Origin of the sequence: Huijunlia imazamoxiresistens, from assembly GCF_037132455.1 — a bacterium.
GTDB lineage: Bacteria > Bacteroidota > Bacteroidia > Chitinophagales > Chitinophagaceae > Flavisolibacter > Flavisolibacter imazamoxiresistens.
Genome location: NZ_JBBBEI010000006.1, coordinates 305,957 through 312,227, shown reverse-complemented (window position 1 = coordinate 312,227; position 6,271 = coordinate 305,957). Strand labels below are relative to the sequence as shown.

The 6,271-nt window shown below is 54.5% G+C and carries 6 protein-coding genes; all 6 read right to left on the bottom strand.

Annotated features, from left to right (window positions below; genetic code table 11):
* Positions 1 to 84 precede the first annotated feature (84 nt).
* The 6 genes from V9K67_RS10355 to V9K67_RS10330 all read right to left on the bottom strand — a co-directional run bounded on the left by V9K67_RS10355 (position 85) and on the right by V9K67_RS10330 (position 6,221).
* Positions 85 to 294, bottom strand: coding sequence for a hypothetical protein (locus tag V9K67_RS10355; RefSeq protein ID WP_336722105.1), 210 nt, complete (start codon positions 292 to 294; stop codon positions 85 to 87).
* Between the two features lie 151 nt (positions 295 to 445).
* Positions 446 to 1,084 (bottom strand): LysE family translocator, encoded by a 639-nt coding sequence (locus V9K67_RS10350; protein ID WP_336722102.1) that lies wholly within the window; start codon positions 1,082 to 1,084, stop codon positions 446 to 448.
* A gap of 158 nt (positions 1,085 to 1,242) precedes the next feature.
* Positions 1,243 to 2,775, bottom strand: a complete 1,533-nt coding sequence (locus V9K67_RS10345; RefSeq protein ID WP_336722100.1) for a GH3 family acyl-acid amido synthetase — start codon at positions 2,773 to 2,775, stop codon at positions 1,243 to 1,245.
* 80 nt (positions 2,776 to 2,855) lie between these two features.
* On the bottom strand, positions 2,856 to 4,121 hold the full coding sequence (locus V9K67_RS10340; protein ID WP_336722099.1) for a glycosyltransferase family 2 protein: 1,266 nt from the start codon (positions 4,119 to 4,121) through the stop codon (positions 2,856 to 2,858).
* 93 nt (positions 4,122 to 4,214) lie between these two features.
* Positions 4,215 to 5,459, bottom strand: a complete 1,245-nt coding sequence (locus V9K67_RS10335; RefSeq protein WP_336722098.1) for a GAF domain-containing sensor histidine kinase — start codon at positions 5,457 to 5,459, stop codon at positions 4,215 to 4,217.
* A gap of 153 nt (positions 5,460 to 5,612) precedes the next feature.
* Positions 5,613 to 6,221, bottom strand: coding sequence for a hypothetical protein (locus V9K67_RS10330; RefSeq protein WP_336722097.1), 609 nt, complete (start codon positions 6,219 to 6,221; stop codon positions 5,613 to 5,615).
* Positions 6,222 to 6,271 lie beyond the last annotated feature (50 nt).

The window sequence follows — 6,271 nt, the reverse complement described above, 5'->3', positions numbered from 1 at the left end:
AATTAATATACTCATTTAAGGGTATTTAACGAGTCTTAGTGTCTCGATTATGTTTGCTCGGATTTACCTATGCTTGTTCCTCAGTTAAGAGAAACTTGCTGTTGCTTTCCAATCTTTCAAAGATCTTTTGCCCTTTTTCAGAGCACCCGGTCCATCATTTTCAGTGATCGGGGGCGCAAAGATAAGTGGCTTTTTATTTTCAGCCAAAAGTTTTTTTTCAACCTCTCGGTCAAACCAAACTTTCAACCTTAATTTACTTTCGAAGAACTTCCGCTTTTCGTTTGCGGGGTGCAAAGGTAACAGCTTTCATCTCAACCGGCCAAATCTTTTTTCAAGTTTTGACGTTTCTTTTTCACTTCTGCTTTAACCTTTCCAAAGAACCACCGCTGTTTCGTTTAGCGGGCCGCAAAGATAAGCGCCTTTCGCTTACTGCCAAATCTTTTTTCTATTCCCAACTGGTATGCTGGAAAAAAAGCAACCCTCCCAGCAGCATCAGCCCAAAACCAATCAGGATAAACCCGTTGATGCGGTTCAATAGATGGATGTTCTTTACAGTAAGCCGGTTGCGCAGCTTCCCTGCCAATACCACCTTGGCTATGTCGCTGAGAAACAATACCCCCAGCGCAATGCTGAAAATAAACACCCGCTCTTTTAAGGAATGATCGACAAAGGCCGTCGTAGTAGTGATCCAGAAAATGATCAGGGCAGGGTTCAGGATGTTCATGAAATAACCGGCCAGGAACAGCTTTACAAAGTCCCGCTTCCGGATGGTCAGGAGCTGCGCCCCTTCTTCATCCACCTTCACCTTTTTGAAAAACAGGTAGTACACCCCTACCGACAACAGGAAAATGCTGCCCAGTATGCCGATCTCCAGCTTGCGGGTGTTAAAAGAAGTCAGCAACTCGGTAAAAAAATTACTGGCCACCACCAGCGTGATGTCGCTCAACGAAACCCCGCCGATAAACGCCAGTCCGCCTTTTACACCGTTGTTAATGCTTTGCTTGATGATGGAGAAAATAACCGGTCCAACCGATATACTCAATAACAAGCCAAGCGTTAACCCTTTTCCAATTGCTTCAATCATAATCAGTTTACGAGTTTACGAGTTCGTTCCTGAGTTCATAAGTTCCTGAGTTCCTAAGTTGTTATAACTCCGGAATGCATAAAACTCAGAACTAACCGGAAAACAAGTGAACGGGAAACCTTTGAAACTCAACCCAGGAACTCAGAAACTCAGGAACTTTATTTGCTTTTCTCCTCCAGGAATTCCTTCCATTCCTGCAGCATCTTTCCTTTCAGCACCCGGGGAAACTTATGCTGGCTGCCCAGCTTGCCCTTGCGTTGCATGAATGCCAAAAAATGTTCCTCGGGCAGCTTTTCCAAAAAAACCTCCTTCAGGGCGCTGGTGCGCTCCACGGCATAGTCGTCGTTCAGCTCGCAGAGGTAGTGATCGATCTTATCGCGAAGCACCTGATCGTCGATGTTATCGTTGCAGGCGACGAACCATTTGTGGGCGAAAAAGTTTTCGTACGGAAAACCCACCACGGTAAATTCCGGGATGGAAATGTTCAGCTCTTCGCTGACCATCTGCACCGCCCGGTTCATATTCTCCACGCTCAGGTGTTCGCCTACCAGGCTTAAAAAATGCTTCGTGCGCCCGGTGATCACCACCTCCGCCCGCTCCTTGTCCACGAACCGGAGGGTATCGCCGATCAGGTAGCGCCAGGTGCCGGCATTGGTACTCATCAGCAGTGCGTATTCCTTTCCTTCCTCCACCTCGTCGATCATCAGGGCGTCGGGCTTCTCCACCATCTTGCCGTCGGCATCGAAGTTCTGATCGTTGAACGGCACGAACTCCATGAAGATGTTGTTGTTCAGGATCAGCTTCATGCCCTTGGCCTGCGGCCGGTCCTTATAACCGATAAAGCCTTCGCTGGAAAGGTAGTTCTCAATATATACGATGGGCTTGCGCAGCAGGCGCTCAAAGCCTTTTTTATACGGTTCGAAGGCTACGCCCCCGTGCACGAAGAAGCCCAGGTTGGGCCAGATGTCGTGGATGCTTTCCACTTTATAGTGCTCCACGATCATTTCCATGCACATCTGGCACCAGGCCGGCACCCCCACGATATAGCCGATATCCCAGTCGGGGGCGTTCTCGACAATCTCGTTCAGCTTCTGGTTCCAGTCGCGGATGGCGGCAATGCGGCCGCCGGGCTTGTAAAAGGTCTGGAACCAGAACGGCCGGTTCTTCATCAATATGCCGCTCAGGTCGCCGGCATACCAGCCGGCCTTGCCCTTTTGCAGGTCGGTGGCACCCCCCAGCATTAAAACGCCTTTGGTCACGGCGTTGCGGGGCAGGTTTTCATAATTCATCAGGGAAAGCAGCTGGCTCAGGTAGTTGATGCGGTTGCTGCGTAAAATATCCTTGGTAACGGGAATGTATTTACTGGCGGCTTCGGAAGTGCCCGAGCTCAGGGCATAGTATTTAATTTTTCCCGGCCAGGTGACGTCGGGCACACCGTCCAGGGTTTTCTTCCACCACTCATCGTATATCTTATTATAGTCGTGTACCGGCACTACCGACTGGAACATCTTCTCCGGCTGCTGGTGAAACAGGACCTCGTCGAAACGGTACTGCTGGCCGAACTCGGTAAACCGGGCTTTCTTCAGCAGTTTTTTCAGCACCCGAACCTGTTGGCTGCGAGGGTCAGTTAAGGGGAGCCGCAGGGCCCTTGCAATCGTGGTAGGGATCTTAATATCCAGGATACTTGCCATTCAGTAATTTAAAATTAGTCGAACAAGGGATAAAGGTAATATAACTTATGTCAAACGCAGAATGAGGGGCGGCCCTGGGATCAGGGGGCCGGGTCGGGCCGGTCTTCCGCTGCCAGGGTTTCCCCGGCCGAAGTGCCGGAGGCGCTGCCTACCATGCTGCCGCTGCCGGCGCGGTGGTACCACAGACGCAGCGGGACTGGCGTCGAAAGCACAAAGGATATGATCTGGCGGTACGAAAGGCTGCCGGCGCACAGGACCAGCTCCCGGGCGCCCAGGGCCCCGGCCAGGGTACCGGCCTCGCTAAGCCGACCGGCCGCAGGGGCGCTATCAGCGGTCACGGCCAGCCGGCCAATGACCTTGTCGTGCAGGCCGCACTTCCGCAGGAATTCCTGGAGGACGGCGTATTCGGCGGCATCGGCCGCTACCAGCAGGCAGGGGCGGGAACGGCCGGCGGCCGGCCGGCGCCACCCCGCCAGCGGGCGGGTGATCCACCGGGCCGCCCTGCCGGCCGCCGACAGCGACGCCCGCATCCAGATGGCCGCCTGCAGCACCAGGCGGAACAGGCCGGCCCGGGCGCCGCCGTAGTGCTTGCGCACGAAAATGCTCATGGCGCCGTAAAACACCCGCACATAATTGAGGCTGCCCCGCTTGGTGCTTTCGCCCTTGAAATGAATGATGGTGGTCCCGGCCAGGTAATAATTTTGAAAACCGCTTTTCCGGATGCGGTAGCTGAGGTCTATATCCTCGCCGTACATAAAAAAGTCTTCGTCAAAGCCGCCTACCCGGTCCAGCACTTCCCGGCGCACCATCATAAAGGCGCCGGCCAGCACCTCTACCGCGTGGTCCTGTCCTTCGTCGAGGTGGCCGAGGTAGTAGCGGCTGAACACGGGGGAGCGGGGAAACAGCCCCGCCAGGCCGGAGAGCTTGTACAGCGACGTGAGGGGGGACGGAAACGCCCGCTTCGACTCTTTGAGAAAAGCGCCGGAGCCGTCGATCATTTTTACACCGGCAGCGCCGGCCCCGGCATGGGTTTCGAAGAAATGCAGGCAGCAGCGCAGGGTATCTTCGGCCAGCAGGGTATCGGGGTTGAGGAACAAAACGAAGCGGCCCCCCGCCCTGCGGGCACCCAGGTTGCAGGCCCGGGCAAAACCGGCATTGGTGTCGTTGGCCACGAAAAGGACCTCCGGGAACCGGGGGCGCAGGTAGTCCAGGCTGCCGTCGGTAGACCGGTTGTCGATCACGATGGTCTCCACCTGCAGGCCCCGGGCAGCCTCCCGTACCGAGTACAGGCACTGCTCCAGGAAGTACTTTACATTATAATTTACTATGACAACGGAAATCTGCACGGCCGCAAAGGTTACGAATCCCGCGCTAAGAGAAAAAGAGAGAAAAGAGAAAAAGGGCGTACCGGCCAGGACCGCCTACACCGCCGGGAGGTGTTAAGCGGGAAGGGTAACCAGAAAAACAGCGCCTTCACCTTCCCTGCCTTCCGCCCAAATGGCGCCGCCATGCCGCTCCACGATATTGCGGCAGAGCGACAGGCCCAGGCCGGTTCCTTCGAACCGGTCCTTCGAATGCAGGCGGGCAAAGGTTTCAAATATTTTTTCGGACATTTCCGGGTCAAAGCCGATGCCGTTGTCCTGCACCCTGATCTCATAAAAGCCCCTGCCGGCCGGGGCGGCCTGGATGCGGATCCGGGGCGGCACGCCGGGCCGTACGAACTTCAGCGAATTGCTGACAAGGTTGTAAAACAGCTGGTACAGCAGCACCGGGGAGCCGTGGACCACCGGCAGGGGGTCGCGTTCCAGTACGGCGCCCTTTTCGCCGATCAGCAACTCGAGGTCCCATTCCACCTTATCCAGGATATCCGAAAGGTCGACCGGTTCTTTTGCCGCTTCCAGGGCATTGAGCGAGGAATACAGCAGCACCCCGTCGATCATATGGTACATGCGCTGGCAGGCGTTCTCGATTTTGGACAGGTAAAGCGTTGTTTTCTCGTTCAGCAGGCCGCTTAGCTCCTGTTGCAGCCGTCCCTGGAACGTCATCACCTTACGTACCGGTTCTTTCAGGTCGTGGGAAATGACGTGGGCGAACTTTTGCAGGTCTTCGTTGCTGCGGCCCAGTTCTTCGTTTACCCGTTCGGCTTTGGAACGCAGTAACTGCTGCTCCACAGCCGCCTGGCGCAAAACGGCATTCTGTTTTTTAAATTGCAGCAGGATGGCCGCCTGGCGGGATAGTTTTGCCAGGGCTTCCCTTTGGGTTTGGGTCAATTTGCGGGGCTTGCTGTCAATGACGCAGACCGTACCCAGGTTATAGCCATTCTCCGACACGATGGGAGCGCCGGCATAAAAGCGGACCTGGATGCCCCCGGTGACATGGGGATTGCCCGAAAAGCGCTCGTCGCTGGTAGCATCTTCCACCACAAATACGTCATCCTGCAAAATGGTATGGGCGCAGAAGGACACCTGGCGCGGTGTTTCCGCAATGCTGATCCCTTTTCGGGCCTTGAACCACTGGCGGTCGGCATCGACCAGGGATACCAGCGAAATATCGCACCCGCAGATCAGCGAAGCAAGTTCGGCTAAATGGTCAAAATCGCTTTCCGTCTCTGTATCAAGGATCTGATAGGAATGAAGGTCCTGCAGCCTAAGTTTTTCATTTACAGGTATGGCGGCCTCAATCATAATAGTAGTATGGTGTGCTTCTCAAAAACGCCTTTGATGCGCGAAAACAAAGCTCGCTTATCGGCCGGTACCGGCATAAGAAAGCAGGACGCTATTGGCGGCGCTATGAATTAAGGCTTAGGGAAGGCTAAGTGATTTTTCGAAAGCACCTATTCAGCTCCTTAAGGAAATGTGCTCATGCACCCATTTGGCCTCTTCGTCGGGAGAGACCTTATTATTGGTGCTGCTGATCCTGCTGAAGGTAGCATGCGGAAAGTCGTAGGGCTTGCTGTCGTCGAAATAAGGTCCGACCACGCCCAGCATCCAGCCGTCGCCGGCGGCCCAGTGGGGCTCGTTTACCCGGTACTTGAACACCTCGTAGTGCACAAACGTTCCCTTGACATCGACCAGGGTCACCCGTTTCACGTACTCGATTTCATCCGGGCAGGCGTCCAGCTCCGTCGGGAACTCCAGCCAGTTGACCAGGTTGCTTTCCGCGCCCTTTACGATATTCAGGTATTCTTTGGGAAAGAGGCCTGCTTTTCCATGTTCCTTCAGGAGGTGAAAAGCGGTTTCCCTTGTCAGTAAATTGCGGGCATAGGGCAGCACATCCCAGGAAGTCAGCTCCTGCCCGCTTTCCAGCTTTTCATACAAGGGCCGTACCCTTTCCCACCGGTACCGGTTGATCTTCCGGCTTTGCCAGTTAACGATCAGCACCCGGCATGCAAAAAAAGCCACTACTGATAAAATGAAGAATCCTGCTACGATCAATGCCACTTTCATTTGTAAAAATCCCGTTTAATTCCGTCCTGTTATTCCTTATCCGCTCCTTT

What these genes read in the sequence shown, in the direction of transcription:
- V9K67_RS10350 (WP_336722102.1), bottom strand. Translation starts at nt 1,084, where the DNA reads ATGATTGAAGCAATTGGAAAAGGGTTAACGCTTGGCTTGTTATTGAGT.
- V9K67_RS10345 (WP_336722100.1), bottom strand. Translation starts at nt 2,775, where the DNA reads ATGGCAAGTATCCTGGATATTAAGATCCCTACCACGATTGCAAGGGCC.
- V9K67_RS10335 (WP_336722098.1), bottom strand. Translation starts at nt 5,459, where the DNA reads ATGATTGAGGCCGCCATACCTGTAAATGAAAAACTTAGGCTGCAGGAC.
- V9K67_RS10330 (WP_336722097.1), bottom strand. Translation starts at nt 6,221, where the DNA reads ATGAAAGTGGCATTGATCGTAGCAGGATTCTTCATTTTATCAGTAGTG.